Here is a 25335-nt window from a genome sequence, read left to right on the forward strand (position 1 = left end):
GCTAGAGCCGGAAACGGAGCTTCTGCCCGGGGCGCAGCTGCGCGGCGTCGGCCACCGCGGACGAGGCGAGCACGGCGACCACCGGGTAGCCGCCGGTGGTCGGATGGTCGGCCAGGAAGATGATGGGCAGCCCGCTGGGCGGCACCTGGAGGGAACCGATGACCATGCCCTCGCTGGCGAGTTCGCCGTCGCGCGCCCGTACGAGGGGTGGTCCGTTCAGGCGCACTCCCACGCGGTTGCTGTCCGGCGACACCTCGTAGGGGGTGGAGGTGAGCGTGGCCAGCGCGTCGTGGGCGAACCAGTCGTCACGGGGGCCGGGCAGGATCCGCAGGATCGGGGTCACCGGTAGGGCCGCCGCGGGCACGACGTCCACATTGATGTGCTGGAGATTCGTGGCCGAACCGATCGGCAAACGGTCACCCGGCGCGAGCGGCGCGGGCCCGAGGCCGGACAGGAGGTCGGTCGAACGGCTTCCCAGCACTTCGTCCACGGCGACGCCGCCCCGTACGGCGGCGTAGCTGCGGAGCCCGGACGTGGGCGTGCCGAATTCGACGACGGCACCTGCCGCCACGAAGCAGGGCGCGTTCATCCCCTGGGCGCGGCCGTCGACGCGCAGCGTCACCGGAGCGCCGGTCACCGCGATCCAGGCGCGCCTGTGGAAACGCAGGGCCGCCCCGCCGAAGGTGAACTCAACGCCCGCCGCGCCCTCCGGGTTGCCCACGAGGCGGTTGGCCAGCCTGAACGCGCGCTGGTCCGCGGCCCCGGACCGGGGGACGCCGAGATGGGCTCGACCCGGCCTGCCGAGATCCTGGACGGTCGCCAGCGGCCCGGGCCGCACGACCTCGATCAAGAACGCTCCTCGGGGACGAACCGGACTTGCGTCCCCGGCCGGAGCAGGGACGGCGGTTCGCGCGACACGTCCCACAGCGGCAGGCGGCTGTGCCCGAGGAGCCGCCAGCCGCCCGGTGACCGGGACGGGTACACGGCCGCGTACGGGCCCGCCACCGCCACCGAACCGGCCGGGACGGCCTTCCTCGGTGACTCGCGCCGGGGCACGTGCAGCGCCGGATCCAGCCCCGACAGGTAGCCGAAGCCGGGGGAGAAGCCCAGGTAGGCGACCGTGTACGACCCCGCGGAGTGCCGCCGGACGACCTCCTCGCGCGACAACCCGGTGAGGGAGGCGACCTCGTCGAGGTCCTCACCGTCGTAGACGACCGGTATCTCCAGCGGCGCTGCGTGGCTCACCACGTCGTCGGACAGGCGCAGTTGCGGGAGGCGCGCGGCCAGGCGGCTCAGGTCGGCGGAATGGTCCGCCACCACCAGGACGGTCCGTTCCCCGGGAATGACGTCCACGACACCGGGCAGCGGGACGTCCCGGAGGGCGGCGTTCATCCGGTGGGCGGTCGCCAGATCCCCGGTCTCCACGAGCAGGGCGGTGTCGCCGACCCGCCGCACTTTCACGCGAACGATTCCAGGACGACGCCCGCTGCGGACAGTGCGGACCGGACCGACTTGGCGAGGACCACCGCGCCGGGGGTATCGCCGTGCACGCAGATGGAACGGGCCCTCAACGTGACCTCGGTGCCGTCCACGGCGACGACGGTGCCGTCCACCGCCATCCGCACCGCGCGCCGCACGACCGTGTCGGGGTCGTCGACGACCGCCCCCGGCTCGCGGCGGGACACCAGAGCGCCGGTCGGGGTGTAGGCGCGGTCGGCGAAGCACTCGGCGACGACGGTGAGCCCGTCGGCGACGTCGTGCACCGCGGAGCCCGGAAGCGTGAGCAGGGGAAGCGACGGATCGTAGGCCCGCACCGCGTCGGCCACCGCACGCGCCTGGACGGGGTCACGCGCGACCCTGTTGTAAAGGGCGCCGTGCGGCTTCACGTACGCCACGCGTCCGCCTTCCGTGCGGGCGATGCCGTCCAGCGCCGCGAGCTGGTACAGGATCTCGGCGGTCAGCTCCGGGGCGGCCACGTCCATCTCCCGCCGGCCGAAACCGGCGAGGTCCCGGTAGGAGACCTGCGCGCCGATCGTCACCCCGCGCTCGACGGCCTCCGCGCACACCCGCCGCATGATCAGCGGATCGCCCGCGTGGAACCCGCACGCCACGTTCGCGCTCGTGATGACGTCGAGCAGGGCCGAGTCGTCGCCCAGCCTCCAGGCGCCGAACCCCTCGCCGAGGTCGGCGTTGACGTCGATGACCGTCATCCTCCGCTACCACCGATCATGCCCCGCTCCCCACCGGTCCCCGTGCTCAGACGGTCTCCTCGCGCAGGTCCTCGACCTCGTGCCGGGACGCCCACGCCTGGTACACGCCCCGGTCGAACGGCTCCAGGCCGAGCCGCTCCGCCACCGGGACCTTGCCGCCGCTGTACTCCACGCGCAGCCAGCCCTCGTGCTCGCCGAGGACCACGAACGGCTCGCCGCGCCACGTGCAGTGCGTGGTCACGTACTGGAGGCGGTCGACGTCCGCCAGGGGCACCACCTGGACGTACCTGTCCGGGGAGACCTGCCTGAACCCCTCCGCGAGCCGCGTGGCGTAGAGGCGCACCTGGTCGCCGTTCGGGCTCGCCTCGTAATCGGCGCCCCGCCAGCCCGCGTAGTAGCCGTGCCGGATGGTCACCCCTGGCCTCCCGGCAGTTTCACGAGCCACCTGCGCAGATCGGCGTCGTAGCCCGCCACGAGGGACTCCCTGCCCTGCGCGTCGAGCCGGTACATCTCGGCCCCGTGCGGCAGGCGCTGGCTCTCGACCTTGAACTCGGGGATCGCGGGCCCGTCGCCCGGCGCGTACCCCGAGCCCGGGAACGGCGCCTTCTCGATCACCCATCCGTCCGGGATGATGCCCATGCTCCACTCGTCGATGCCGCCCAGCGGGCGGCGGAACAGGGAGGGTTTCACGGCCGGCCAGCGGATCACGAAGATCTGCTCGTCCGCCGGGGCGAACGGCGACCCCTCGTACACCAGCCCCAGGGCCCGGATCAGCGCGGCGGGGCTTCTCAGCTCCTGGACGTCCTGGAGCCGGTGCACGTAGCCGGCGACCAGGTCGTAACCGCCTTCCAGATAGTGCTGCACATGCTCAGGGCGCACGGCCTTCTGCATCATCACGACCTGGGATGCGTCAGCAGGCCCCTGCGTCCGGGGCGCCGTGCCCCGCGCCCCGGACGGGGCCCGGGCCCCGCGTTCGACGATGCTGGGCGTTCTCTCCGCGCGGGTCTGCGTGTCGGCGGGCGAGGGTTGCGCGGCCGCGGCCGGGACGCTCTGCTTCCGGGTATCCGTGTTTGGTCGCCTGGGGTCCGTGCGTGGTCGCCCGGTCTCGGCCCGCGCCCGCTCCCGCTGGCCGTAGAGCGGCGCTACAGGAAGCCCGTGAGGGTCGCTCGGCGTCTCACGGGACGGGGTCGATGGGACGGCCGGTTTCCGCGCGGGCAGGCCCTGCGGGTCCACCGGCGTCTGCCGGGCCGCAGGAGGCTCCTTCGCGACCGGTCTTTCCCTGGGGACCGGCGTCTCCCTGGTCGCCGGGGCCTGCCCGGCGACGGGAACCTCGGGACGCCGCGGCGGAGCGGGGGGTCTCCGCGGCGGAGCCGGGGGTGCCTGGGGCGGAGCGGGAGGTGCCTGGGGCGGAGCCGGGGGTGCCTGCGGCGGAGCCGGCCGTTGCTGGGCGGGCGCGCGGGCTCCAGGCGCGGACGGACCGTCCGGCGGCGCTGTGCTCGCGCGTGAGGGCGCTGACGGCGCGGAGGGTGCCTCGGTCCGGGGCCGCGCCGGTTCCGGGCGCTCAGGCGGCCTGGGGGCCTGGCGCCCACCGGGCGGGGCGCCGCGGCCCCCGGCCCGGGACGTGGAGGCGCGCGTCGAGGGGCGGCGCGACGACGGGCCGGCCACGTGGACGTCGGTCGGCACCGGCGGCGTGGGCGTCCGGGGCTCCTCGGGTTCGAGGAGCGCGTTGGCGTCCAGGTAGCACGCACTCGGCAGGCCGGGGTTCACGGCGAGCTGCCACTCCGGGTGCGGCCAGCGCCGCGACAGCTCCGCCAGCGAGGCCTGCCGGTGGTGGACCGCCTGCCCCTGCAGGGAGCGGTCCATGGCCTCGGGCGAGGTGAACGCGAGCACGAACGTGCCGTCGCCGAACTGCGCCGTGGCGAACTGGTGATCGCCGCTCTCCGGATCACCGGGGGAGGGCAGGTGCAGCGTCGCGCGGGCGAGCAGCTCCAGGTAGCCGTGCTGGTCACCGCGTTCGCGGGCCTCGGCCAGGGCCGCCTCCAGGCTCGACCCGGACGGGCGTGCCGGACGCGCCGAGACCTGGGCGGCGCGCTCGTCCTCGGGGACGGCGAGCGCGATGCCGAGACCGGGCAGCGCCAAGGGCCCGCCGTCGGGCCCGGCCCTGCTCGCCTGGTAGACGAGTTCGAGCGGGGACTCGATCCCGTAGACGTCGCGGAACGCGCCCATCATCTGCCCGGCGAGCAGGGCGCACGCCTCCAGCAGCTCCGAGGAGGCGCGGCCGCCGCGCTCGCGGAAGGTGAGCCGGTCCCACCAGTTCTTGCGGTCCTCCTCGTCCGGCGGCTCCCAGCCGAGCGCCCTCAGCCGCCGCTCCTGACGCGACGCGAGCGGGCGGGGCAGGAACGCGCTGCCGACGGCCTCGGCGTCGAGCGTCCCCTCGGAGCGCATCGCCTGGACGTAGGGAAGGCCGCTCGGACCTTGCACGATGAGGAACGACGTGACCGGCAGCCGTGAAAGCTCCAGTGTCAGCCGTTGGGCGAAGTCGTTCCAGTCCACTGGGATCCACTTTCACGTGCGGGGCGGGATTCCGTACTCGACGGTAGCCGAAGGGCGCGTCACTCGGTCCAGGGAGACGGAACCGCGTCGGCCCGCACCGGTGTCCAGGCGCCGCCGATGGCGTCGTAGACGGCGACCGGCACCTGCTCGCCCTCGCCCGCCGAGCGCCACAGGCGCGTGCCGTGCGGCGGCCGTATCGGAACGCCGGCGGGGCGCGGCCCGGGAGCGGGCGCGTGACGCGCCGGCCGGTCCGGCGGTTCGGCGGCCGGGCCGGTGCCCGCCGGTCGGGTGCCGGCCGGCGGGTTCGCGGGCGGCGGCGTGTCGGCCGGCGGATCGTCGGTCGGCGCGCCGAGAGGCGCCGCCGCGGCCGGCTCCGGAGCCCTCGGCGGGGGGCCGCCGGCGTCGAGGGCCGCCCGCAGGTCGGCTGCCGTGAACGGGTCGACCGCCGTGTGGGAGTCGTCGTACGGGACGCCCGCCGCCTCACCCGGCGGCATGCCACCCGGAGCCGCCCCGCCCGGGGCGGGGATGCCGTGCGCCGAACCGTTGACCGGGGGAGCCGAGCCGGCGACGGGGTTCGGCCCGGAGAGCGCGTTGGGGTCGACCGTTCCGTACGGGTTGGACTCGTTCGGCAGAGGGTCGTACTGGAGGGGATCGGGGACCCCGCCTCTGCCGCCCTGCAACCGCCCGATGACGGACGAGTCCAGGAGCACCTCGCTGGGCAGCCCCCAGTTGATGGCAAGGCGCCACGCGGGATCGGGCCAGCCGGCGGCCAGCCTGGCGAACGAGGTGCGACGGTACAGGCCGGGGTGCCGGTCGCCGGTGCGGGCCAGTGCGCCGGGCGAGGTGAACACCGTGACATAGGTGCCGCTGCCGATGGTGATGGTGGGGAACTCGGCGCGGTCGGGGTCCTCTACGGCGGAGGCGGTCGCAGGCAGAACCAGGTCGGCGTTCTCAAGGAGCTTGAAGTAGGCGGTGTTGTCGCCGTTCGCCTTGGCCTCGGCAAGACGCGGTTCGAGCAGTTCCGCGTCCATGCCGGGCAGCGCCTGCTCCGGAAGCGGCAGCGGCGTCCCCGGCGGGGGAGCATCGGCGGCCAGAGGGGCGACGGGCAAGGGGTCGGCGCCGGGCAGTGGCTCGGCACCGGGACGGAAGCCGCCGGAGGACGCGCGGCTCTTGCTCACCCGCGACGGGTCGGCCACCTCGATGCCGAAGTCGAGCAGTTCGATGAGGCCGGACCCGTGCCGGTGGAACGACTCGTACACGAGGTCGGAAGGGCGCCGGACGCCCTGGACGTCCCGGAGCGCCGTGACCATCACGTCGGCCAGGCGCGAGAAGTCGGCGTCGGTCACGCTCAGCATCCCGCCGGGCATGCCCGCCTCCGGCAGCTCCGTCCACCAGTTGCGCGGCGCGGGGTCGGCGGGCGGGCGCCAACCCGCCTCGCTCATGACCTCCTCGTCGGCCAGGGTGAGCAGGAGGGGGCCTTCGAGGAAGTTGTTGCTGACGGCCTCGGCGTACAGCCGGTCGGGCTCGCGCATGGCCTGGACGTAGTGACGGCTCTCGTCGCGTTCGCGCACGATCAGGATCGTGTCCCGTTCGAGACCCGCCAGCTCACGTCCCAGCCGCCGGGCGAACTCGGACCACTCCAACAAGATCACTCCCTACGACCAGGGGCCGGTGCCGACCCCCGCGAGACCGCGCCCGGGACCCGATGATTGTCGCCGGGAGCGCGACGCGCAAACCAGGAGTTCAGTCGGGCGGGGGTTCGTGACGAAGCACACGCAGGGCCTCCCGGAGGGCCTCCGGGTCGTCCCCGCAGCGGTCGAGGACGTCGATGAGCCTGTGCAGGATCTCATGGCGTTCGTAGCCGACGTCCAGCAGCGACTGGGCGGTGTCCCACAGGTGCGGCGGGTCGCCGTCCCACAGCAGCGCCGCGAGCCGCACGTGCGCGGCCAGGTGCTCCTCGTCGCCTCCCGGATGCTCGAACTCCAGCAGGGCGCGGCGGTCGCCGGGGTCGGCCGGGTCGAGCTCCGACAGGTCGACGAGGCCGGGCCGCCCCGCCCGCCGGTGCGTGCCCGACAGGAACGGCAGGGCGAAGGCGCGGCGGGGGAGGGCCTCCAGGTCGCCGTCGGGCAGCAGCCGGTCGACCAGACCCCGGTCGAGGCCGAATGCGGCCGGATCACGGTAGGCCGCGGAGAACTTCGCGGTGGCGTCCCAGAGAGCGTCCAGGGTCGCCCTGACGCCCTCCTCCGGCAGCCCCGTCCGCCGCCCGGCCCAGCGGACCCACGCGGCCAGCACGTGGGGGACGGCCTCCTGCTCCGACGGGGAGAGCAGGACCTTGCGCGGCAGCCAGTCGAGCAGGAACATCTCGCACTTGATCGGGCTGACCCGCAGCGGCCGCCCGAAGTCGTGCGCGCAGCCGTAGTCGATGATCCGGTCCACGCACCGGATCGCCGCGGAGATGTCCGACAGCTCCCCCGCCTCGTCCGAGGCGAGGAACCGCGTCGCGATCGTGGCGCGCCTGTCGCGCCCGTACACCGGAGGCTGGGGCAGGCGGCCGCCGGGCGGAAGGATGTCCACGCGCGCGCGGACGAACGCGTGGTAGGAGCCGAAGTTCTCGTTCACCGGCGGGTCGTCTGTCTCGTCGGTGAGATCCAGGGCGCTCTGCAGCAACGCCTTGGTGTCGCGCGGGTCGAGTTCCTCGAACCGCATCAGCGGGTTGTCGCGGCCTTCGCGGCGGCAGTGGTCGAGAAGCCGGTCCACTCGGGAGGAGACCCAGGCGTCCCGGACCATCCCGCTCGCCGTCGGCCGCCCCGGGCGCGCGGCGGACGCGAACGGGCCGCCGCGCGGCTGGACGATCCCGGCCCTGTTGCGGTCGACCAGGATGACCAGGGCGTGCCTTTCGGCGCCCCCGTAGGTGTAGGTGCAGATGACGGAGTCCTGGTCGCCGTAGACGTCCCGGGACGCGAAGCACGCCTCGGGCTCGACCATGCCGACGCGGTCGGCCCAGCCGGGCCTGGCGACGCCGTCGCTCATCAGTTGCAGCGCCGCGCGTTCGGCCTTGGCCGCCTGCCGCGGGGTGCCCATGTAGGCGATTCCGGTGAGCAGGGCCAGCGCCGCCGGCGTGGCGGCGGCGCCGGCGTAGCCGACCAGGGCCTCGCCGATGACCTCTTCCACGTCGCCGTCCGGGATGCGCTGCCCCCACCAGGCGCCGAGGATCTCGCTGACGATGAGCTCGGCGTCCAGGGGACTGCGCACCGCCAGCAGTTCGCGGGCGTGCTGGAGCATGCCGTCGAAAATCGCCGAGACCTCGTCCGGGGGGTTCGGGCCGTCCCGGGCCGGGTCCCCGGAGGAGCGGCTGCGGCTGCGGGGACTCACCCCTCTAGCCTCTCAGATCCGGCGGGGACGGTGGCCCGGACACCGCCGAAGGCCGGAATGGGTCGCCGTCGCGCCGTACTCGCGGGCGACCGGCCGCTCAGCCCTCTGTCCGGCCGGCGCTGCCGCCGGAGGGCGCGCGCCCAGAGGGCGGCTGCGATTTCAGGATCCCGGTGAGCTGCTCCCGGGCCATCCGCTCGACTCTGTCCGGCGTGGCCTCCAGACCCAGATGGGCCATGCAGGCCTGGACGTCGGCCACACACCGGTGCACCGCGTCCGAGGGGAAGGACGCGAACTCGTCGCAAAGCCGTCGAGCGAGCACGTCACGTGTCTCGTTCCGGTGATCGGCCAGTGCAGGCATCAGCGCACACCTCCGCGCACGGGGTTCCGGCGGGCGGGACGCCGCCGGCGAGACGGAGCGCGCCTAGGACCGGCCCTGGCATGGGAGCTTCAGCGAGAACCCCGCCTCGATGTCACATTCCAGCCCAGACGCGGGCAGAGTCAAGACGTGCCGGGAGGTCGTTCAGCAAAATCTGGACTTCGTTCACCGGAGGTTCCCCGAGGATCGGCCGTCGCCTCGCCCATCTGCGCGCCTGCCCCGTCCACCTGCGCATTCGCTCCGCCGGCGGCCGATCGTCCACCGGCGTCCGGGGTTCCGCCCGCGGCGTCGGCCCAGCTCGCGTGATGCCGTGCGGCCCAGCCACGGTCCACCCGCCCGGTCAACATCCCCGTCAGCGCTTCGCGATCCCGCAGCGCCTCCCACAGGTGCCCGGCGGTCACCGCGAGGACGGCGAGGAAGAGCCAGTCGTGGACGAAGGTGGAGCCCGTGCGCCACCGATCGCCCCACGGACCGGGGAAGGTCATGATCTCGCCGGTGCCGAGCATGACGAGGATCGCGCCCGCGGTGAACGCCGCGTTCAGCTTCTGGCCCGCGTTGAACTTGCCCACGGGCAGGACCCCGCGCCCGTCCCGCACGGCCCTGCGGTCGCCGCGCCTGAGCCACTGCCAGTCCGCGGGCACGAACCTGTTCAACCTGCGAAGGTCGGCCCGGAACGCCCGCGACAGCAGGCCGAGCACGATCGGCACGGGCAGGGCGAACCCGCACCAGACATGGACGGTCCTGACCATCTCCCGGCGGCCCACCAGCGTCGACAGCGGCGGCAGGTACAGCAGCGCCGCGGTCAGCAGGCAGACCAGCATCAGCAGCGCGGTGACATGGTGGATCGAGCGTTCGGCCCGGGTGAAACGCACGAGCCGCGCCGGCGAGGGCTCAGGTCGGCGCATCGCTGCGTCCGTTCGACCGTCCCACCCAGGCGTCCACGTCGTAACCGAGTTCCTCCCAGTAGCCCGGCTTCACCCGGTCGGTCAGTTCGATGCCGCCGAGCCACTTCAGCGACTTGTACCCGTACATGGGCGCGACATACAGCCGCGTGGGGCCGCCGTGGTCGTGGGTGACGGGCTTGCCGTCCATCTGGGTCGCGACCAGGACGTCCCGGCGTCGCGCCTGCTCCAGCGTCAGCGACTCGGTGTAGACGCCGTCGAACGACGTGAACCGCACGGCCCGTGCCTGGGCGGACACGCCGACCGCGTCCAGCAGATCGGGCAGCGCCACGCCGACCCATCGCACGTCCGGCACCCGCCAGCCCGTCACGCACTGGAAGTCCCTGTCGAGCGCTGTCTGCGGAAAATGGGCCAGATCGGCGATCCCAAACGATTGCGGCTTGTCGACAAGGCCGGAAACGGTCACCCGGTGCGTCGCGGCGCTGTGCCGCTTCACGCCAGACGTGACCGAGTAGTAACGGAACCCGCCGGCGGCCGGCAGGACGTCCCCGATCGGTCCGACCGGCGCCAGGGTGCGGCTCACCCTGTCCTGGACGGATGCCCCCACGGCGGCCCCCGCCACGCCGAGGCCGAGCATCCCCAGGACGACTCTTCGTCCTACCGGGCTGCCTTCCGCCCGTTCGTCCTCGCTCACCGTTCTATTCGAGCACCACCGCACGCGGCCCGCCAGGGCCCGGCGGACCTCGTAAGACTTCTGACAGATCCGGGCGTCGCCCCGGACCGGATCCGGGCGCAGCCCTAAACTTGGGCCATGGCCACGAAGGTTCACCTCGCACAGCGCCCAGAGGCCGACGAGCTGCTCGGACGCAGCCCGCTGGCCGCTCTCGTGGGCATGCTGCTCGACCAGCAGATCCCGATGGAATGGGCGTTCTCCGGCCCCTGGACCATCGCGCAGCGGCTCGGTTCGGACGACCTGGACGCCCACGAGATCGCCGCCCATGACCCCGAGCGGTTCGCGGCGCTCCTGGCGGACAAGCCGGCCGTTCACCGCTACCCCGGTTCGATGGCCAAGCGCGTCCAGCAGCTGTGCCGGCACCTCGTGGACCACTACGACGGGGACGCCGAGAAGGTGTGGAAGGACGTCGACAGCGGCAAGGAGCTGTACAAGCGGCTGAACGGCCTTCCGGGCTTCGGCAAGCAGAAGGCGCAGATCTTCCTGGCCCTGCTGGGCAAGCAGTACGGGATCCGGCCGGACGGCTGGCGCGAGGCGGCCGGCGTCTACGGTGAGGAGGGCTCGCACCGGTCCGTCGCCGACATCACCGGCCCCGACTCCCTCGCCAGGGTGCGGGCCTTCAAGCAGGAAACGAAGGCCGCCGCCAAGGCCGCCGAGTAGGGTCGGGAGCAAGGGGGACTCGCCGAACGGGGCGAGTTGACACCCCGTGACCCAAGCACGCCGTAACATCTCCTACTTGCCGTCCATGCCGGGCAACCCCGCGCCCTTCCATGACGGTGTCCGAAACCGACGAGTTCGTCCGGGGCCGAAGGGACAAGGATGTTCAGCAGGGCTTCCGTAGGCGGCGAACCATCGGGATGATGAATACCTGACTCCGACCGGTGTTGTGATGGAGGCGGGAGCGTTAACCTGCTCCCATTCACTCATAGTGATGAATAATTGCCGCGCGGTACGGGACCCTCTGGGGCGGAGGTGTTGTCGTTGAGCACCGAGACGTCCGTCCCGCATCCCCGCGTCTCAGGGGTGGAGGGGCAGCCCATGGATGCGTCCGACGCCGCGCTGTACGCGACCTTGCTGAAGGAAGCGCCCGAAGGGCTGGCGTTCTTCGACCGCGACCTGCGTTGCCGCCGGGCCAACGACGCGCTCGCGGAACTGCTGGACGTGCGCGTCCGCGATCTCCAGCAGCGCCGGCCCTCGGAGGTGCTGCCCGAGGCTCTCGCGGCGGCGTTCGAGACGGCGCTGCGGAAGGTGATCGCCGAGGACCGCCCGGTGAGCGACCTCGAACTCGTCGTCCCGGCCCGCCCGCCCGAGGCGCCCGGCGCGGCGCCCGGCGTGGCCACCGCCGTCGAGGAGCGCATCCTGGCGTGCACGTGGCTGCCCGCCAAGGGCGGCGGCGACGAGCGGCCGGGCGTCGTCCTGACCGCCCTGGACGTGACCGAGCGGCGCAGGGCCGAGGAGGTCATCCGCCGCAAGGAGCAGCGCTACCGCTCACTCGTGGAGGCCAGCGCCCAGGTGGTGTGGGTCGCCGCACCGGCCGGCGGCGTGATCGACGACGCACCCGAGTGGCGCGCCATCACCGGCCAGACGCCGGACGACTACGCGGTCGGCGGCTGGCTGTCGGTCGTGCACCCCGAGGACCGGCCCCGCATCGAGGCGCACTGGCGCGACTGCGTCGAGGAGAACCGGGTCTTCGAGACGAACTACCGCATCCGCACCAAGAGCGGTAACTACCGGCACTTCGACGTCAGGGCCGTGCCCATCTGGCGCGGCGACGCGGTGATCGAGTGGGTCGGCGCCAACACCGACGTCACGGGGCAGCGCGAGGCCGAGGAGATGCGCGGCCGGCTGACCGAGCAGCTGTCGGCGGCCGCGCTGCGCACCGCGCGCCTCCAGCAGGCCACCTCCATGCTCGCCGAGGCCCTGACCGTCTCCCAGGTGGTCCAGGTCATCACCGAGGTCGGACGGTCCGCCATCGGCGCCGACTACTCCGCGGTGGCGCTGCTGGACGACGACAAGCTGCGGCTCAGCATCGTGGCCCCGTCCCAGCCGGGCACGGAGGGCGAGACGTCCTCGGCGTCCCGCGACGGGATCAAGGTCAGCGACCAGACCGTGATGTCGGTGGCGGTGCGCGAGAGCCGGCCGTTCCTGGCCGAGCACCCCGACAGCCTGCGCCTGCAACTGGGCCACGGCGAGCGGGACCTGTTCGCCCAGCACACGGGGGAGCGCGCCTGGGTGGGCCTGCCGCTGCTCGCGGCCGGCGCCCCGATCGGCGCGCTCCGCTTCTCGTTCACCCGGCCCAGGGAGATCACAGAGGAGGAGCGGGTCTTCCTGGAGGCGCTCGCGGGCCAGTGCGCACTGGCCGTGGAGCGGGCCCTGCTGTTCGAGCGCGAGCACAAGACCGCCGAAGAGCTGCAGAGGAGCCTGCTGCCCAGCGACCTGCCGCAGCTGCCGGGTATGGCGCTGGCCGCCCGCTACAACCCCGCGACACGCCACGTGCAGGTGGGCGGCGACTGGTACGACGTCTTCCGCCTCGCCGACAACCGGCTCGCCGTGGCCGTCGGCGACGTGATGGGCAAGGGCGTCCTCGCCGCGGCCGGAATGGGCCGCGTCCGCAACGCCCTGCGCGCCCTCGCGCTGAACGATCCGCGGCCCGCCGCCGTCCTGGCCGGGCTCGACCGGCTGTTCAGCGCCACCGAGGACGAGGAGCAGTTCACCACCGTCGTCTACGCGGTCATCGACCCGGAGACCGGTCAGGGGGAGCTCAGCAACGCGGGCCATCCTCCGGCCCTGCTGATCTCGCCCCACAAGCCCGCCCGCGTGAGCACGCGGGAACCTGGAACGCCCCTCGGCTGGCCGAGCCAGCGGCAGCAGACAAGTTTTTCCATCGAGACCGGCAACACTGTGGTCTTCTATTCCGATGGACTTGTGGAGAACCGTAGGCGTGGGGTGGACGCCGGGCTTGAGGAGCTTGTCGCCGTCGCGGCGGACGCCCCACCTGAAGTGGTAGGAGATCCCGAGAGACTCGTCGACTTCCTGGTCGATCGGATGCTTGCCGGGTATGAGCAGGTAGACGATGTGACCGTGCTTGCCCTGCACGTCCCGCCCAAGTCCGAGTGAACCCCGCCGAAGACGGCGCCGAGACGGTCCGAGACGTTCGAAGGACCGCCCCGCGCCCTCTAAGGTGGAGTGTTACCGGGTAGGACTCCGAGGCGGAATGCGCAGCAGTGCCAGAATGCTTGACCCAGAGAGAGCGGGTACGCTGCGGTCCCGCACCGGGAGGTCCGCTCCGTGTGTGGTCCCACCCAGTGTGAGGCCGAGCCCGTCAGGGCACTTGGGTCAACCAAGCCACACGTTCGTTCGAGAGGTATTTGTGTCGCCTGCTAGCTCGACCTCGAAAGCGTCAGATCTGCACGATCACGTCATCGCGCAACTGATCGAGCGTGGACGGTCCCAGGGTTACCTCGACGCCGACGACGTACGACGTACGTTCGAGGAGGCCGACATCCCCGTGTCGAAGGCCTCCAGCATTCTGCGGAGCCTCAGCAAGGAGGGTGTGACCGTCATGGTGAGCGCTGCCGACTCCGCGGCGCCCAAGCGTCCGCGCAAGCGCGCGACGCCGCCGGCACGCAGGCCCAAGACCGCCGCCGCCGCCAAGGAGCAGCCCGACACGGTGACCGCCGTCGTCGGCGACGACGCGCCGGAGGAGGCCGTCGCCGAGCCGCGCCCGGCCGCTCCCAAGCCCGCGCCGCCGAAGAAGGCCGCGCCGGCCAAGGGCGCCAAGGCGAAGAAGGGCGCGCCGGCGAAGAAGGGCGCCCAGCCGGCCAAGGCCGCCCCGTCCGACAAGGCCGACAAGGGCGATGACCCCGACGTCGACGACGAGGTGGACGTCGACCTCGACGCGGACCTGACCGACCTCGAGGTCGAGCTCGTCGAGGTCGACACGCCCGAGGTCGACACGCCCGAGGCCGAGGAGGAGCCCGCCGCCGCGCCCGTCGCGAAGGCCGCCGCCCCGAGCGGCAAGGGCGACACCCCGTCCGAGGAGGAGGGGTTCACCCTCGGCGACGACGACGAGGACGCGCCCGCGCAGCAGATCGCGGCCGCCGGCGCCACCGCCGACCCGGTCAAGGACTACCTCAAGCAGATCGGCAAGGTGCCGCTGCTGAACGCCGAGCAGGAGGTCGAGCTCGCCAAGCGGATCGAGGCCGGCCTGTTCGCCGAGGAGCGCCTGGCCGTCGCCGGTCCCTCGATGTCCGAAGAGGACCTTGAGGACTTCGAGTGGATCGCCGAGGACGGCCGCCGCGCCAAGAACCACCTCCTGGAGGCCAACCTCCGCCTGGTGGTCTCGCTGGCCAAGCGCTACACCGGTCGCGGCATGCTGTTCCTGGACCTGATCCAGGAGGGCAACCTCGGCCTGATCCGCGCCGTCGAGAAGTTCGACTACACCAAGGGCTACAAGTTCTCCACGTACGCCACCTGGTGGATCCGGCAGGCCATCACCCGCGCGATGGCCGACCAGGCCCGCACCATCCGCATCCCGGTGCACATGGTCGAGGTCATCAACAAGCTGGCGCGCGTGCAGCGGCAGATGCTCCAGGACCTGGGCCGCGAGCCCACCCCGGAGGAGCTGGCCAAGGAACTCGACATGACCCCGGAGAAGGTCGTCGAGGTCCAGAAGTACGGCCGCGAGCCCATCTCGCTGCACACGCCGCTCGGTGAGGACGGCGACAGCGAGTTCGGCGACCTCATCGAGGACTCCGAGGCCATCGTCCCGGCCGACGCGGTCAGCTTCACGCTGCTGCAGGAGCAGCTCCACTCCGTCCTGGACACGCTCAGCGAGCGCGAGGCGGGCGTGGTGTCGATGCGGTTCGGCCTCACCGACGGCCAGCCGAAGACGCTGGACGAGATCGGCAAGGTGTACGGGGTGACCCGGGAGCGCATCCGGCAGATCGAGTCCAAGACCATGTCGAAGCTGCGCCACCCGTCGCGTTCCCAGGTCCTGCGCGACTACCTGGACTGACCGGCCGCGCCGCGTACCGACCGACGGCAGGGCCCCGGCGAGAACGTCGGGGCCCTGCCGCGTACCGGTCGCGCACCTCCGCGTACCGGTCGCACTTTCGCGTACCGGGTCGCGAACCGTCGTGTGTCGGTCGCGTCTTCGCGTGGGGGTGGTGCACCGCCGCGGGTCGTCGGTCGGTGTGCGTGCCGTCAGTCGTGCAGGACGACGTCGAGGTTCGCGCCGTTCAGCTCGACGGTGTGGCCGAGGCCGGCGACGGCCTTCAGCAGTTCCTCCGGGGTGCGCGGCGCGGCGCCCGCCTTGATCAGGTCGTGGGCGATCCGGCCTCGGGTCGCCTTGGCCATGTGGCTGACGACGGTGCGCTCGGCGACGCCGCCGGCGAGCCGCTCCCGGAACACCCGGACGGAGACCGCCGGGCCGGGCGCCTTCCACACCGACGCGTACGGACCGGACCGCATGTCGACGATCAGGTCGTCGTCCAGCCGGAGGGCCTTGCGCATCGCCGGGCGCCACGACGCCCCCAGACCGCCCCCAGACGGCAGCGAAACCCCCATGGACAGCCGGTAGGGCGGGACGCGGTCGGTGAGCCTCAGCGCGCCCCACAGCCCCGAGAACACGATGATCTGCCGGGCGGCGGCCTCGGCGTCCAGATCGGCCAGGTCGAGGTTGTCGTAGAGGACGCCGGTGTAGAGCCGCGCCGCCGGCAGGGTCGGCGCCTTGCGCAGCGCCTTGTTGCGGGCGAGGGCCTCGCCCGCCTGCCCGGCTGGAAGGCCGAGCACCTCCGCCGCGTCGGCGCTCCGGCACGCCTTCGCCAGGGCCGCCAGGACGCGCCGCCGCACCGGCGTCAGGCCGGGGAAGCTCAGCGAGGCGAGATCGAGGGGCGGACCGTCCCCCTCGGCGGCCTTCTTCTCCGACGGCGGCAGCAGGATGTGCACGATTCTCCCGATGATGCGTCCGATACTTCGCTACATTAAGTGATCGGACAATGACGTCCAGTGACGATGTCCATTCGGATCTGGGAAGCGCCGAACGGGTGGAATGCGAACGGCGGCCACCGTCTCCGGTGGCCGCCGTCCTTGGCTCGCTCTATTTGGAGGTCTACCGCTCCTCATCAGCAGCGGCGGCCGGGGATTCGGTGAGCCGGTCGGTCTCGTCCTGTATGTCGGCCCCATTGGAGCGGAGGGCCTCCGCGTATCTGCGACCGTGGTGGGCGCAGAACAGAAGGTCGCCGCCGCCTACAAGGACCGCACGGACGTAGGCCTGAGCGCCGCAGCGGTCGCATCGGTCGGCGACGGTCAGCGGCTTGGTTGGGGCAAGGGCTCCAGTCACGGCACCTTCCTCATGCTCGGGGTCGGTACTTAGGACAACATCTAACCCGACGTCGGCGTTCCCAACCTGGTTCTTCGTACGCCCACAGCAGAATGGCCCAATTAGTGACCGAGGTCACATTAGACGGCGTCCCACCGGAACAGACGCACGGCGATCAAGGCGCCGACGACCGCGACCCCCAGCAGAACGGCGATCTGGGGCAGCGCGGAGGTCGGCCCCAGACCCCGGCCCATCACATTGAGCATGCCCTCGTTGAGATAGCGCAGGGGGAAGATGTAGGACAGCGTCCTCATCCAGCCCGGCGAGGCGTCCAGCGGGAAGAACGAGCCGCCCAGGAACGCCATCGGCAGCACGATCAGCTGCGTCACCGCCTGCGCGGTCTCCTGCGTCTTGGCCCACGCGCCGATCACCATCCCGATCGACAGGAACGCCAGCACGCCCGCGATCACCATCGGGATCGCCATCCACCAGGCGCCGCTGAGCTTCAGGCCGAACATCGGGAGCTGCGCCACGACCACGAACAGCGCGAACTGGACGAGGGCCACGGCGAGGCTCACCGCCACGCGCGCGGCGAACACGGTGGGAACGGGCGCGGGGGAGAGCTGGAGGCGGCGCAGGATCCCCTTGGTCCGCCACGTGACGAGCGTCTGGGACGCCCCGAAGACGCCGGCCGACGCCAGCGCCCAGCCCAGCAGGCTCGGCGTGAAGAACTGGATGGCCTTCAGCGAGTCGTCCTCCACCCGCCGGTCGGCCAACCGGTAGGCGGGCGGCTTGCCGGAGGCCGAGAGGTTCGCGGACTGGACGACCGAGTTCATCAGCCCCCGGACCGTCCCGGACTTGACCTGGTCGGCCGCCGAGTAGTGGACGACCAGCTCGCCCCCGCGCTGCTCCACGACCGCGTCCGCGTCGCCCTTCTCCACCGTGCGCAGGGCGGCCGCGCGGTCGGAGGCCTTCTCGACCTTCAGGACCTTGCCGAGCTCGCCCGCTCCCTGCGCCACCGCCTGGTCGAGGACCGGCGCCCTGCCCACCTCCAGGACCTTCACCTTGGACGTGGACTGGTGGCCGAAGATCCCGCCGAAGACGACCAGGAACATCAGGGGGAACAGCACGGTGAAGAACAGCGCGGTGCGGTCGCGCCGGAAGCCCAGGAACATCGCCCTGGACAGGCTCTTGAAACTCTCGTACGTGCTCACGCCCTGTACTCCCGTCCGGTGAGCTCCAGAAAGACGTCCTCCAGGGTCGCGCCGCGGATCTGGACGCCGTCCAGCGCGTCCTTGGCGGCCATGGCGGCGACCACCGCTGAGGGGTCGCGGGTGGAGATGGTCAGCGAGACGCCGTCGTCCTCGGCCTCGTCCGCGCCCGGCAGGAGCCGCGCGTCTCCCACGTCAAGGACGCCGCTGGCCACGCTGATCCTGGCCGGGGCGTCCAGCCCGCGAACCAGCACCGCCGGAGGGCCGAGCCGCAGGATCCTGCCCGCGTCCATGATGGCGACGCGGTCGCAGAGGATCTCCGCCTCGTCCATGTAGTGCGTGGTCAGGACGATGGTGCGGCCCTCGGTGTTGATCGACCGGAGCACGTCCCACAGGTTGCGGCGCGCCTGCGGGTCCAGCGCCGCGGTGGGCTCGTCCAGGAACACGAGTTCGGGGTCGTGTACGAGCGCGCACGCTATGGACAGGCGCTGCGCCTGGCCGCCGGAGAGCTTCTCCACACGGGTGTCGGCCTTGTCGTCCAGGCCGACCAGTTCGAGCATCGCGTCGGCCTTCTTGGCAGGGACGCCGTAGAGGGAGCCGAACGTCCGCAACTGCTCGCGCGCGGTCAGCCGCTCGAAGAACGACGACGCCTGCAACTGGACGCCGATCCTGGGGAGAAGCTTGGAGTTGCGCGGCCACGGGGACAGGCCGAGCACGGTGAGGTCGCCCTCGTCGGGCTTGCGCAGCCCCTCGACGATTTCCAGCGTGGTGGTCTTGCCCGCGCCGTTCGGCCCGAGGATGCCGAAGAACTCGCCCTCCTCGACGGCGAACGTCACCCCGTCCACGGCCCGGACGTCCCCGTATCGCTTGCGGAGGCCCGTGACCTCGATCGTTTGCGCCATGGGAGGACACTAGGGATGAATGAGGCCTTCACACACCCACCCAAAGGTGGAGGTCCGGGTCTGGAAGTCGGAGTACGGGTAGCCTGGCGAACCGTACGGGGCCCTCCCGCGCCGGCGTGCGGAACGTCGGCGGCGGCGAGCCTTTCGGTGGACTGTCGGCGGCCGGGGGTACCCTGCTGCCGACCGTCCTACCCCCGAGGAGCACACGCACGTTGACCGCCGCGACCGCCGAAGCGACAACCGAAGACCCGCACGGCTACTCCGCCCGGCACCTCTCGGTGCTGGAGGGGCTGGAGGCCGTGCGCAAGCGACCCGGCATGTACATCGGGTCGACCGACAGCCGTGGCCTCGCGCACTGCCTGTGGGAGATCGTCGACAACTGCGTCGACGAGGCCCTCGCGGGCTACTGCACGCACATCAGCGTCACGATGCACGCCGACGGCTCTTTCGAGGTGGGCGACAACGGTCGCGGCATCCCGGTCGACCTGGAGCCCAAGACGGGCCTGCACGGCGTCGAGCTGGTCATGACGCGGCTGCACGCGGGCGGGAAGTTCGGCGGCGTGTCCTACACGGCGTCCGGCGGCCTGCACGGCGTCGGCGCCTCCGTGGTCAACGCCCTGTCCGCGCGGCTGGACGTGGAGGTCGACCGCGACGGCCACACCCACGCGATCAGCTTCCGGCGCGGCCTGCCCGGCGAGTTCGCCGACGAGGGCCGCCCGAACGCCCGCTTCAGGAAGCGGTCGGGCCTGCGGCAGATCCGCAAGGTCGCCAAGAAGACCACCGGCACCCGCACGCGCTTCTGGCCCGATCTGCAGATCTTCCTGAAGGACGCCACGGTCGAGCAGTCCCTCATCCTCGACCGGATGCGGCAGACCGCCTTCCTCATCCCGGGCCTGACGATCGACGTCCGCGACGAGCGCGGCGAGGAGATCCTCGACGAGACGTTCCGGTTCGACGGCGGCATCAGCGAGTTCTGCTCCTACCTCGCCAAGGACGCCCCGATCGTCGACGTGCTGCGGCTCCAGGGGCGCGGCCACTTCACCGAGACCGTCCCCGTCCTCGACGACCAGGGCCACCTGACGCCCACCGACGTCGAGCGCGACCTCGAGGTCGACGTCGCGCTGCGCTGGGGCAACGGCTACGACACGATCACCAAGTCGTTCGTCAACGTGATCGCCACCCCGAAGGGCGGCACGCACGTGCGCGGCTTCGACCGCGCCGTGCTCAAGGTCCTCAACGAGCAGCTCCGCGCGACGAAGCTGCTCAAGAACGGCGACGAGGACGTCATCAAGGAGGACGTCCTGGAAGGCCTCACCGCCGTGGTGACGGTCCGCCTGCCCGAGCCGCAGTTCGAGGGCCAGACCAAGGAGGTCCTCGGCACGTCCGCGGCGACGCGCATCGTCTCCCAGGTCGTGATGCGCGAGCTGCGCGCGATCTTCGAGAACCCGTCGCGCGGGCAGAAGCAGCCGCTGCGCGCCGTCCTGGAGAAGGTGGTCGGCGCGGCCAAGACGCGCATCGCCGCCCGCACCCAGCGCGACAACCAGCGCCGCAAGAACGCCCTGGAGAACTCCGCCCTCCCGGCCAAGCTCGTCGACTGCCGCTCCACCGACGACCGCAGCGAGCTGTTCATCGTCGAGGGCGACTCGGCCCTCGGTACCGCCAAGCTGGCCCGCGACTCCGAGTTCCAGGCGCTGCTGCCGATCCGCGGCAAGATCCTGAACGTGCAGAAGGCGTCCGTCGCCGACATGCTGAAGAACACCGAGTGCGCCGCGATCATCCAGGTGCTCGGCGCCGGGTCGGGGCGGACGTTCGACGTCGAGGCCGCCCGCTACGGGCGCGTGGTGATCCTCGCCGACGCCGACGTCGACGGCGCGCACATCCGCACGCTGCTGCTCACCCTCTTCCACCGCTACATGCGGCCCATGCTGGAGGCCGGGCGGATCTACTCCGCCGTCCCGCCGCTGCACCGCATCGAGCTGGTCAAGCCGCGGAAGGGGCAGGAGAAGTACATCTACACCTACTCCGACGCCGAGCTGCGGCAGCGGCTCGTCGAGCTGGAGCGCAAGGGCCAGCGCTGGAAGGAGCCGATCCAGCGCTACAAGGGCCTCGGCGAGATGGACGCCGACCAGCTGGCCGAGACGACGCTCGACCCCCGGCACCGGGTGCTGCGCCGCGTCCGCATCGAGGACGCCGAGGAGGCGGGCAAGGTGTTCGACCTGCTGATGGGCAGCGAGGTCGCCCCGCGCCGCGCGTTCATCACCGCCGGAGCCGCCGAGCTTGACGTGGAGCGCATCGACACCTGATCGAGGGCCTCCACCCTGGGGTGGAGGAAAAGTCCAGCCGGGCGCCGATCCGCGCGCGGGGCCCCGCTGCCTACTCTCTGGGCATGAACACGCTGGACGACGTCCTCCTCGCCGCCCCGCTCCGCTTCCGGCGGTTGCGGGCGAGTCCCGCCGACGCGCTCCGGGCGTGCGCCGTCCCGCCGCTCCTCGCGGCGGTCGCGGTGGCGGTCGTCCAGAACCGCGTCGCCGGGCTGCGGGCGAAGAGCCCGGACGGCGCCGTGCCGGAGGGCGCCGTGCCGGTCAGCGCCGTGCCGTGAAGACCACCGGGGAGCGGATCACCCGGATCGTGGTCGTCAACGTCCTGCTGACCTGGGGTCTCGTCGCCTACGTCCGCGCGATGCTCAGCGCCGACCCCGCCCCCGCGCTGCACGGCGCCGGCCTGGCCCTCGTCGTGCTCAACGTGGTCATGTTCGCGTTGCTGGGGAGCGGCATCTGGCTCGGACGGGAGAGCGAGGCGCGGCGCCGGCGGCCCGGCATCGTCCTTCTGCTGGGGGCCATCGGTTCGGCGATGGCGCTGTACGCGCTCGCCCCCGACTCCGGCAACGGGTTCTTCTTCTCCATGGCCGGGCTGTGGATGCTGCTGATGTGGCTGCCGGTGCCGGGGGGCATCACGGTGAGCGCGCTGACGCTCGCCGCGATCGGCGGGCTGGGGGAGGCGTTCGGCGCCGGCGGCGCCGACCTCGGTCAGATGGCGGCGGTCGCGGGCATCACCCTGGGCGCGCTCGCGAGCCGCCAGGGCAAGGCCGCGCAGGAGGCGACCCGCCGTGCGGAGGCGGCCAACGCGGTCCTGGCGGAGCGGTCGCACATCGCGCGGGAGATCCACGACATCCTGGCCCATTCGCTGTCGGCGCAGCTCGTCCATCTTGAGGGGGCGCGGCTGCTGCTGGCGCGGGACGGCGACCGCGTCCAGGCCCTGGACCGGGTGGAGCGTGCGCGGAACCTCGCCCGCTCCGGACTGGAGGAGACCAGGCGGGCCCTGGCCACGCTGCGCGGGGAGATGCCGCAGCCGAAAGAGGTCATCGAGGAGCTCGCCGAGGAGTTCTCTGCCAGCACCGGACGTCCCTGCGACGTGCTCGTGACCGGCGCACCGCGCGAACTGCCGCCGCAGGCCGGGCTCGCGGTCGTCAGGACCGCGCAGGAGGCGCTCACCAACGTCCGCAAGCACGCGCCCGGCGCGCGCGCCCATGTCGCCCTGCGGTATCTCGTCGGCAAGGTGGAGCTCGAAGTGACCGACACGGGCGGCACCGAGCCCGTCGCGGTGCCGGACGGCGGCGGGTACGGCCTCGTGGGGATGCGGGAGCGTGCGGAGTTGATCGATGGCACGCTGGTCACCGGACCGGACGGCGAGGGATTCCGCGTGTCCCTCAGCGTGCCGGCCTGACGGGAGGGGCGAGCGGTGAGCGACACGGCGAGGATCCTGGTCGTCGACGACCAGACCGTGGTGCGGGAGGGCCTGGTCCTCCTGCTGGAACTGCTGCCCGGCATCGAGGTCGCGGGGGCGTGCGGCGACGGCGAGCAGGCCGTGGCGATGGTCGCCGAGCTGCGTCCCGACGTCGTCCTGATGGACCTGCGCATGCCGCGGATGGACGGCGTGGAGGCGACCCGCCGCATCAGGGCGGCGCACCCGGACGTCGGGGTCGTCGTCCTCACCACCTACGCCGACGACGAGTCGATCTTCGCCGCGCTGCGCGCCGGGGCCCGCGGCTACCTCACCAAGGACGCCGACGCCGACGAGATCGCCCGCGCCGTCACCGCGGTCCGCGGGGGAGCGTCGCAGCTCGACCCGGCCGTCCAGCGCCGCCTGGTCGAGGCCGTGGCCGCCGGCGACGCCCCCCGGCGGTCCGCGGGCGGCGGGCTGCCGGACGGCCTGACCCGGCGCGAGGCGGAGGTGCTCGCCCTCATCGCCCGGGGACGCTCCAACGCCGAGATCGCGGGCGACCTGTTCATCTCCGAGGCGACCGTCAAGACGCACATCAACAATCTGTTCGCCAAGGCGAACCTCCGCGACCGGGCCCAGGCCGTCACCTACGCCTTCCGGCACGGCCTCGGCGGATGATCTTCGGTCAGGGTCCGGCAAGGGCCGGGTCAAAGCCCCTTCCCGAGTCCCCGCGCGGTCCCAGCATGGGACCGTGCTCAGAACCTGCATGATCGCGGACTACCTGCGCCCTTACGCGCAATGGCGGATCAACCGCCCCGACCCCTGCGACGACGGCCGCAACGCCCGCGCCGCGATCGGCCTCATCGACGCGGCCGCCTACGTGAACGGGCTGGATGACAGCGAACGCGTCATCGTGCGCATGGCCATCGCCGGCTGCTTCACCCTGGGCCGCTTCAACCCGGGCGCGGAAGGGGAGAAGGTCATCCGGTCCTGGCACTACGACGACGCCTCCGGCAGCCCGGCCGACCTCATGGAGATCCTGGCGGACTGCGCCGAACGCGGCCTCGGGACTCCGGTGCCGCGTCCCCGCGAAGGCCAGACCACCCTGGCGTGAGCGGTCCGCCGTCGTTGCGGCGGTGCGACCGCACGCGTGGTCATGTGATCTCGTCGTGGTCACCCCGGCTCGTTGCCGGGCTTCCACTTGATGCCGCAGCCGAGGCTCGGCGTGTGCGGCTCGGGGACGTCCCTGCCGGCCATGACCAGATCCAGCGCGGACCTGAGGGCGGTTCCGTCCGCCTTGACGTCGTTGCCCGGCCTCGCCCCGTCGAACTCGCCCCGGTAGGCGAGTGCGCGCCCCCGGCCGTAGACGAAGAAGTCGGGCGTGCAGGCGGCCTTGAACGCCCTGGCCGTCTCCTGCGACTCGTCCACCAGGTAGGGGAAGCCGAATCCGGCCCTCTTCGCCTGCCTGCGGAGGTGCTCGGCACCGTCGTCGGGATAGTTCGCGACGTCGTTGCTGCACACGGCGACGGTGGCCAGCCCCTTGACCGCGTACTCGGCGGTGAGAGCGCCGATCCCGTCCTCGATCCGCCGCACGTAGGGGCAGTGGTTGGACAGGAACACGACCAGGAGGGCCGCGGCGTCCGGGAAGTCGTCGTCCGATACGTACCCGCCTTCGACGGAGGGCAGCCGGAACGCGGGAAGGGGGGAGCCGAGCGGAACCATGAACGATGCGATGGCCATGCCCCCATCATGACCCATCGGTAACCAAGCGATCGCTTGCTAGGCTTCGCGCATGCCCTCCCAGGACCACATGAAGCAGGCGCTCCAGACCTACGTCGACGCCCTCAACGCCGCCGACGCGGCGACCGTCACCGGCCTCTATGCCGACGACGCCGTCATCGAGGACCCGGTCGGCCACCCCCCGATCAGCGGCCGCGCCGCCATCGAGGAGTTCTATGCCAACGCCATCGCCGGCGGCGCCAAGCTCACTCTCGACGCGCCCATCCGCGGCTCCCACGGCGACCGCGCCGCCATGGCCTTCACCGTCGACGTCCCCGGGATGCGCGTCCACGCCATCGACGTCATGACGTTCGATGCCGAAGGCAAGATCGTCCGCATGGAGGCCCACTGGGGGCCCGACGACATCGAGACCTGACGTCCCGGACGGGCGCTGCCGCGCCTGCCCGGCGAGGAAGGCGACCTCGTCGCCGTCTCGCCGCCGGTGCGACCGCCGATCCTGCGGGTCCAGGAGCCGGTCCGTCCTCGCCGCCGCGACGGACGGACCGGCGACCTCGGAACATGAGGCACGAGTGACCGGATGCGGACGCGCACTTTCTGTAACTAATCGGCTACCGCAGGTAAGAGGCATGGGAAGCGGGTCAGACCCTCTCCCAATCACGGTATGTGCACGCTCCGTAATCAAGTGGGGCGCCTGGGCATCTAGCAGCCGAGCGTGACGTGGTGAACACTCCTTGTGTTCGGTATCACCGGCTTACCCGCCGTCCCTCGCGCCTCCCGCCCACCCTGCGTCTCCGGGGTGCGCGTGTGCGCCGGCGGCGGGGAGCAACCGTCGAAGGAGAGCACATGCCGTCGATCAAGACCACCGCTCTTGCCCTGGCCGCGACCGCCATGGCGACCGGCCTCGCCACCGCCGGGGTCGCCAGCGCCCAGACCCCCTCCAAGCCGGCCGCGCCCCGTGCCGCCGCCGTTCCGCCGGGCTATCAGATCGTCGCCCTGGCGAACGCCAACGTCCCCAACTTCCAGCGGCGGGTCGTCGTCTGCCCCGGCAGCAAGCACGTTCTCGGCGGCGGCGGGGAGGCGCGCGGCAACGGCGCCATCCTGGTGGGCTCCTTCCCCACCGACGACGGTCGCGGCTGGATCGCGCTCGGCCGCCAGATCGGTTACAACGACGTCGGCATCAGCGTCTACGCGATCTGCGCCGACTGACGTAACCCCTCCCGCCGATCCCGGGAGCCTTCGCGGCGCCGGCCGGTGAGAGGAAGAGGCCCCGGGCGACCGCCCGGGGCCTCTCGCG

General features: G+C 72.1%; 25 protein-coding genes. 10 read left to right on the forward strand and 15 right to left on the reverse strand.

Features of this window, described 5'->3' with window-relative positions; all coding sequences use genetic code 11:
- Window position 1: 1 nt before the first annotated feature.
- The 10 genes from CHC11_RS36165 to CHC11_RS36210 form a co-directional block, all read right to left on the reverse strand.
- A complete protein-coding gene (locus tag CHC11_RS36165; protein ID WP_089316399.1) occupies window positions 2-850 on the reverse strand; it encodes a 5-oxoprolinase subunit C family protein in 849 nt (282 codons plus the stop codon).
- Window positions 847-1461: a 5-oxoprolinase subunit PxpB gene (gene pxpB / locus CHC11_RS36170; protein WP_089316400.1), complete on the reverse strand. Its 615-nt coding sequence runs from the start codon at window positions 1459-1461 to the stop codon at window positions 847-849. The genes CHC11_RS36165 and pxpB overlap by 4 nt, the downstream gene beginning before the upstream one ends.
- The gene (locus tag CHC11_RS36175; protein WP_089316401.1) at window positions 1458-2210 is read right to left on the reverse strand and encodes a LamB/YcsF family protein; all 753 of its coding nucleotides are present in this window, start codon (window positions 2208-2210) and stop codon (window positions 1458-1460) included. The genes pxpB and CHC11_RS36175 overlap by 4 nt, the downstream gene beginning before the upstream one ends.
- A gap of 46 nt (window positions 2211-2256) precedes the next feature.
- The gene (locus CHC11_RS36180; RefSeq protein ID WP_245920208.1) at window positions 2257-2625 is read right to left on the reverse strand and encodes a hypothetical protein; all 369 of its coding nucleotides are present in this window, start codon (window positions 2623-2625) and stop codon (window positions 2257-2259) included.
- A complete protein-coding gene (locus tag CHC11_RS36185) occupies window positions 2622-4763 on the reverse strand; it encodes a TY-Chap domain-containing protein (protein ID WP_089316402.1) in 2142 nt (713 codons plus the stop codon). Before CHC11_RS36185 ends, CHC11_RS36180 begins: the two co-directional genes overlap by 4 nt.
- A gap of 59 nt (window positions 4764-4822) precedes the next feature.
- Window positions 4823-6409, reverse strand: a complete 1587-nt coding sequence (locus CHC11_RS43625) for an SseB family protein (protein WP_281258422.1) — start codon at window positions 6407-6409, stop codon at window positions 4823-4825.
- Between the two features lie 97 nt (window positions 6410-6506).
- The gene (locus CHC11_RS36195; protein ID WP_089316452.1) at window positions 6507-8045 is read right to left on the reverse strand and encodes a hypothetical protein; all 1539 of its coding nucleotides are present in this window, start codon (window positions 8043-8045) and stop codon (window positions 6507-6509) included.
- Between the two features lie 187 nt (window positions 8046-8232).
- A complete protein-coding gene (locus tag CHC11_RS36200; RefSeq protein ID WP_143227441.1) occupies window positions 8233-8493 on the reverse strand; it encodes a hypothetical protein in 261 nt (86 codons plus the stop codon).
- 140 nt (window positions 8494-8633) lie between these two features.
- Window positions 8634-9416, reverse strand: a complete 783-nt coding sequence (locus tag CHC11_RS36205; RefSeq protein WP_089316403.1) for a cytochrome b/b6 domain-containing protein — start codon at window positions 9414-9416, stop codon at window positions 8634-8636.
- The gene (locus CHC11_RS36210; RefSeq protein ID WP_218826391.1) at window positions 9403-10107 is read right to left on the reverse strand and encodes a molybdopterin-dependent oxidoreductase; all 705 of its coding nucleotides are present in this window, start codon (window positions 10105-10107) and stop codon (window positions 9403-9405) included. Before CHC11_RS36210 ends, CHC11_RS36205 begins: the two co-directional genes overlap by 14 nt.
- 117 nt (window positions 10108-10224) lie before the next feature.
- Between CHC11_RS36210 and CHC11_RS36215 the strand changes: the two genes are divergently transcribed.
- The 3 genes from CHC11_RS36215 to CHC11_RS36225 all read left to right on the forward strand — a co-directional run bounded on the left by CHC11_RS36215 (window position 10225) and on the right by CHC11_RS36225 (window position 15163).
- The gene (locus tag CHC11_RS36215) at window positions 10225-10806 is read left to right on the forward strand and encodes an HhH-GPD-type base excision DNA repair protein (protein WP_089316405.1); all 582 of its coding nucleotides are present in this window, start codon (window positions 10225-10227) and stop codon (window positions 10804-10806) included.
- Window positions 10807-11127: 321 nt separating this feature from the next.
- Window positions 11128-13263 carry a SpoIIE family protein phosphatase gene (locus CHC11_RS36220; RefSeq protein WP_089316406.1) on the forward strand — a complete coding sequence of 712 codons (2136 nt, stop codon included), beginning with the start codon at window positions 11128-11130 and terminating at the stop codon, window positions 13261-13263.
- Between the two features lie 253 nt (window positions 13264-13516).
- Window positions 13517-15163, forward strand: a complete 1647-nt coding sequence (locus CHC11_RS36225) for an RNA polymerase sigma factor (protein ID WP_179279175.1) — start codon at window positions 13517-13519, stop codon at window positions 15161-15163.
- A 188-nt stretch (window positions 15164-15351) separates the two neighbouring features.
- Here CHC11_RS36225 and CHC11_RS36230 read toward each other — a convergent pair whose 3' ends face one another.
- From CHC11_RS36230 to CHC11_RS36245, 4 genes are all read right to left on the reverse strand, one after another.
- Entirely contained in the window at window positions 15352-16095 is a 744-nt protein-coding gene (locus tag CHC11_RS36230) for a YaaA family protein (RefSeq protein ID WP_089316408.1), read from the reverse strand.
- A 163-nt stretch (window positions 16096-16258) separates the two neighbouring features.
- Window positions 16259-16489, reverse strand: coding sequence for a DUF7455 domain-containing protein (locus CHC11_RS43090; RefSeq protein WP_089316409.1), 231 nt, complete (start codon window positions 16487-16489; stop codon window positions 16259-16261).
- A gap of 119 nt (window positions 16490-16608) precedes the next feature.
- On the reverse strand, window positions 16609-17682 hold the full coding sequence (locus tag CHC11_RS36240; protein ID WP_218826392.1) for an ABC transporter permease: 1074 nt from the start codon (window positions 17680-17682) through the stop codon (window positions 16609-16611).
- The gene (locus CHC11_RS36245; protein ID WP_089316410.1) at window positions 17679-18581 is read right to left on the reverse strand and encodes an ABC transporter ATP-binding protein; all 903 of its coding nucleotides are present in this window, start codon (window positions 18579-18581) and stop codon (window positions 17679-17681) included. The genes CHC11_RS36240 and CHC11_RS36245 overlap by 4 nt, the downstream gene beginning before the upstream one ends.
- 212 nt (window positions 18582-18793) lie before the next feature.
- Here CHC11_RS36245 and CHC11_RS36250 point away from each other — a divergent pair, with 212 nt between their 5' ends.
- The 5 genes from CHC11_RS36250 (at window position 18794) to CHC11_RS36270 (ending at window position 23415) form a co-directional block, all read left to right on the forward strand.
- Window positions 18794-20884 carry a DNA gyrase/topoisomerase IV subunit B gene (locus CHC11_RS36250; protein WP_089316411.1) on the forward strand — a complete coding sequence of 697 codons (2091 nt, stop codon included), beginning with the start codon at window positions 18794-18796 and terminating at the stop codon, window positions 20882-20884.
- Window positions 20885-20967: 83 nt separating this feature from the next.
- Window positions 20968-21180 carry a hypothetical protein gene (locus CHC11_RS36255; RefSeq protein WP_089316412.1) on the forward strand — a complete coding sequence of 71 codons (213 nt, stop codon included), beginning with the start codon at window positions 20968-20970 and terminating at the stop codon, window positions 21178-21180.
- Window positions 21177-22304, forward strand: coding sequence for a sensor histidine kinase (locus tag CHC11_RS36260; protein ID WP_089316413.1), 1128 nt, complete (start codon window positions 21177-21179; stop codon window positions 22302-22304). The genes CHC11_RS36255 and CHC11_RS36260 overlap by 4 nt, the downstream gene beginning before the upstream one ends.
- A gap of 15 nt (window positions 22305-22319) precedes the next feature.
- Window positions 22320-22979: a response regulator gene (locus CHC11_RS36265; protein WP_089316414.1), complete on the forward strand. Its 660-nt coding sequence runs from the start codon at window positions 22320-22322 to the stop codon at window positions 22977-22979.
- A gap of 73 nt (window positions 22980-23052) precedes the next feature.
- Entirely contained in the window at window positions 23053-23415 is a 363-nt protein-coding gene (locus CHC11_RS36270; protein ID WP_143227442.1) for a hypothetical protein, read from the forward strand.
- Window positions 23416-23474: 59 nt separating this feature from the next.
- Here the strand turns inward: CHC11_RS36270 and CHC11_RS36275 are convergent, their stop codons facing one another.
- Entirely contained in the window at window positions 23475-24041 is a 567-nt protein-coding gene (locus tag CHC11_RS36275; RefSeq protein WP_089316416.1) for a thioredoxin family protein, read from the reverse strand.
- A 52-nt stretch (window positions 24042-24093) separates the two neighbouring features.
- Between CHC11_RS36275 and CHC11_RS36280 the strand changes: the two genes are divergently transcribed.
- Both CHC11_RS36280 and CHC11_RS36285 read left to right on the forward strand, forming a co-directional pair.
- The gene (locus CHC11_RS36280; protein WP_089316417.1) at window positions 24094-24456 is read left to right on the forward strand and encodes a nuclear transport factor 2 family protein; all 363 of its coding nucleotides are present in this window, start codon (window positions 24094-24096) and stop codon (window positions 24454-24456) included.
- 428 nt (window positions 24457-24884) lie between these two features.
- Window positions 24885-25247 carry a hypothetical protein gene (locus tag CHC11_RS36285; RefSeq protein ID WP_089316418.1) on the forward strand — a complete coding sequence of 121 codons (363 nt, stop codon included), beginning with the start codon at window positions 24885-24887 and terminating at the stop codon, window positions 25245-25247.
- Window positions 25248-25335: the final 88 nt, after the last annotated feature.

The organism is Actinomadura mexicana (assembly GCF_900188105.1).
Classification (GTDB): domain Bacteria; phylum Actinomycetota; class Actinomycetes; order Streptosporangiales; family Streptosporangiaceae; genus Spirillospora; species Spirillospora mexicana.

Bases quoted from the DNA above. Each gene is read 5' to 3' on its own strand.
- CHC11_RS36280 (WP_089316417.1), top strand. From the start codon at position 24,094: ATGCCCTCCCAGGACCACATGAAGCAGGCGCTCCAGACCTACGTCGAC.
- CHC11_RS36205 (WP_089316403.1), bottom strand. From the start codon at position 9,416: ATGCGCCGACCTGAGCCCTCGCCGGCGCGGCTCGTGCGTTTCACCCGG.
- CHC11_RS36195 (WP_089316452.1), bottom strand. From the start codon at position 8,045: ATGCTCCAGCACGCCCGCGAACTGCTGGCGGTGCGCAGTCCCCTGGAC.
- CHC11_RS36255 (WP_089316412.1), top strand. From the start codon at position 20,968: ATGAACACGCTGGACGACGTCCTCCTCGCCGCCCCGCTCCGCTTCCGG.
- CHC11_RS36175 (WP_089316401.1), bottom strand. From the start codon at position 2,210: ATGACGGTCATCGACGTCAACGCCGACCTCGGCGAGGGGTTCGGCGCC.
- CHC11_RS36285 (WP_089316418.1), top strand. From the start codon at position 24,885: ATGCCGTCGATCAAGACCACCGCTCTTGCCCTGGCCGCGACCGCCATG.
- CHC11_RS36200 (WP_143227441.1), bottom strand. From the start codon at position 8,493: ATGCCTGCACTGGCCGATCACCGGAACGAGACACGTGACGTGCTCGCT.
- CHC11_RS36275 (WP_089316416.1), bottom strand. From the start codon at position 24,041: ATGGCCATCGCATCGTTCATGGTTCCGCTCGGCTCCCCCCTTCCCGCG.
- CHC11_RS36245 (WP_089316410.1), bottom strand. From the start codon at position 18,581: ATGGCGCAAACGATCGAGGTCACGGGCCTCCGCAAGCGATACGGGGAC.
- CHC11_RS36215 (WP_089316405.1), top strand. From the start codon at position 10,225: ATGGCCACGAAGGTTCACCTCGCACAGCGCCCAGAGGCCGACGAGCTG.